We start from the raw sequence: 3116 nt of genomic DNA on the forward strand, positions 1-3116 counted from the left end.
GTTTCAGGCGGGGCAGTCGGAGGAAGGTATTACCCTCGGTGCCCGGTATGCCGAAGTGATTTATACCTCGCAGCCGACGCTGGCCGCTGCCGTGTCCTTCGTCAGTGAAATTCGCCGCAGGGCACAGGGCTTTGGCCGCCCGCAGGGGCTGCCGCTGGTGATGAACTCGTTCCACTCGATTATTGGCGACAGCCCGGCAGACGTGGCACGCCGCCTGCGGGAAAAACATGAGCGGATTAACCTGGATCGCGGCCGGCTGCGGGTGGCGGATATGCTCGGCGGCGAGATCGACCTCTCCGAACTGCCGCTGGATAAAGCGATCCCGGAAAGCCTGCTGCCGGATACGGACGCGGTAAACCGTCGTCGCGGTCGGGCGGAGATTTTCGTCGGGTTTGCCCGCCAGGGGTTAACGCTGCGCGAGCTGATCGTTCAGGCAGAAGAGACCGGCCACTGGTTTGTCGCCGGCACGCCGGAGTCGCTGGCCGACGCGATTGAAGAGCGTTACCGCGCCGGCGTGCTGGACGTCATTTCGCTGCACGGCCTGGGCCAGCCGGACCAGCAGGATCTGCTGATCAACGGCCTGCTGCCGGAGCTGCGTAAACGCCAGCTGATCGATGAAGACTATCCGGGCCATGACTTCCGCAGCAACCTGCAGCTGCCGCCGATAAATTAGCAATTTATGCTATCTGCACGGCGTTGAGGGAAAACCCTCAACGCTTTTTTTTATTATATTTCCATATATTTCATAATGTTGGAGGTTGTTGATTAATAACCCTGCATCGCCTGTTGTTATGATTACTGACCCATTTTGTTATGTTTATGTATTCTTATGGTAAAGATTCGTAAGTATGCCACGGCCGTTGTCGGGCAGCATTAACACACAGGGGAGAGTCATGATTAACAAATTTACCAGCGTGGTGATTGCGCTGGTCGGCCTTGCGATGCTCTATATGGGCAGCCAGCTGCTGCTGGCAGGGGGTACGCCGTTTTACGCCATTATTGCGGTAGGGCTGCTGATAACCGCCATTGCGCTGTTCCGTAAAAAGGCTATTGCGCTGACCATTTATGCCATTCTGATGTGGCTGGTGCTGGCCTGGACTGTTTTTGAGGTTGGTTTTGATAAATGGCAGTGGATCCCTCGCGGCGACCTGATCGGCCTGATCGGCCTGTGGCTGGCGCTGCCGTGGGTTGTGCGCCCGCTGACCCGCGCGGCCGGGCACGAGCGCCGCTTCCATCCGCTGCTGGGCGGCACCGTGGCGGTGATGATCGTTATCGTTATCGGGCTGATGTTTTACGATCCCTTCCCGCAGCCGGGCACCATTACCACGCCACGTAACAGCGCGCTGATCGATGGCGCAGGCGAGGAGTGGGCGGCTTATGGCGGCACCGACAGCGGCCTGCGCTTCTCACGACTGAACCAGATCACTAAAGATAACGTAGGCGATCTGGAGGTGGCCTGGACCTATCATACCGGCGACCTGCGTGATGCGGCGAAAGACGCCAGCGAATACACCTTTGAAGCCACGCCGCTGAAGGTGAACAATACGCTCTACTTCTGCACACCGCACGATGAAGTACATGCGCTGAATCCGGAAACCGGTGCGGTTAAGTGGAAATACCAGCCGACCAATAATGGCTCGCTGATGTGGCAGCACCAGACCTGCCGCGGCGTCAGCTACTGGGACGGCTCGGTACAGCCGCAGGGCGCAGAGACAGCTCAGGCACAGGTTGCGACAGCTGCCGCATGCCGCAAACGTATTTTTAACGCCAGCATTGACGCGAAGCTGATTGCCCTGGATGCCGACACCGGCAAACTGTGCGAAGATTTCGGCAATCGGGGCGTGGTGGATCTGCATACCAGTATGGGAGAAGTGCGTCCTAACGCGCTGATGCAAACCTCCGCACCGCTGGTGGCCGGTAATCTGGTGATCGTCGGCGGCGCGGCGATGGATAACGGCTACAGCAGCGGCAACCCGTCCGGGGTGATCCGCGCCTATGACGTGCAGTCCGGCCGACTGGTGTGGAATTTTGATCCGGCCAATCCGGAAAACACCCAGCCGATCGCGGCTGACCAACAGTATCCACATGACTCGCCGCTGGCGTGGGCCACCCTGAGTGCCGACGTAAAAAATGGCCTGGTCTACGTGCCGTTTGGTAACGCCGCGCCGGATGAAGTGGGTATTGAACGCCAGCCGGAGAGCAATACTGAGAAGTTCCGTGACACCCTGGTGGCGCTGGATCTGCACACCGGTGCCTTTAAGTGGCGCTTCCAGTCTTCCCACAACGACCTATGGGATCGCGATAACCCGTCGCAGCCTTCGATCCTTGATATTGATTATCAGGGCCAGAAACAGCCGGTGGTGATCCTGCCAACCAAAACCGGCAACCTGTTTGTGCTTAACCGCCTGACCGGCCAGCCGGTGTACCCGGTTAATCAGCAGGAAGTTTCCACCAGCGGCGGCGTCACCGGTCAGAGCTTTGCCGCTAGCCAGCCGGTATCCGCGCTGAACTTTATTCCGAAAGCGCTGGATGAAAAAGCGATGTGGGGTATCTCGCCGTTCGATCAGATGGCCTGCCGCATCGAGTTCCACTCGCTGCGCTATGACGGCAACCCGTGGACGCCACCGACCGAGTCCGGCACCCTGGTGTTCCCGGGCAATATCGGCGTGTTTAACTGGGGCTCGGTGGCGATCGATCCACAGCGCCAGCTGCTGATCGCCTCTCCCGTGCGTCTGCCCTACAAGTACAACCTGATTAAGCGCACGCCGCAAACGGCAGAAAAGCGCCTGTTCACCAAAGAGAACACACCGTTCTGGAACGAAAACTACCAGGGCGATTATGCGATTAACATCCAGCGCTTTGCCTCCAGCCTGGGCATTCCGTGCATCGCGCCACCGTGGGGGCAGCTGGCAGGGGTGGATCTGACCACCGGTAAAACCCGGTGGCTGCGCCGCGTGGGCAGCACCAAAAACCTGAAAACCACCTTCCTGCCTGGGCCGTTCCCGATTGGTTTCCCGATGGGGATGGTGGCGCACGGCGGTCAGCTGGTGACGGCGGGGGACCTGGTGTTCCACGGGGCAACGGCGGATAACTTCTTCCGTGCCTATGACAGTACC

The 3116-nt window shown here is 59.2% G+C and carries 2 protein-coding genes; both read left to right on the forward strand.

The window, feature by feature from the left end; translation table 11 throughout:
• The coding region (locus NV64_RS24230; protein ID WP_233209048.1) for an LLM class flavin-dependent oxidoreductase at positions 1 to 673 on the forward strand (673 nt) is incomplete at its 5' end.
• Positions 674 to 893: 220 nt separating this feature from the next.
• On the forward strand, positions 894 to 3116 hold a 2223-nt coding region (locus NV64_RS19545; RefSeq protein WP_233209049.1), incomplete at its 3' end, for a membrane-bound PQQ-dependent dehydrogenase, glucose/quinate/shikimate family.

This window comes from Erwinia sp. B116 (assembly GCF_002865965.1).
GTDB lineage: Bacteria > Pseudomonadota > Gammaproteobacteria > Enterobacterales > Enterobacteriaceae > Erwinia.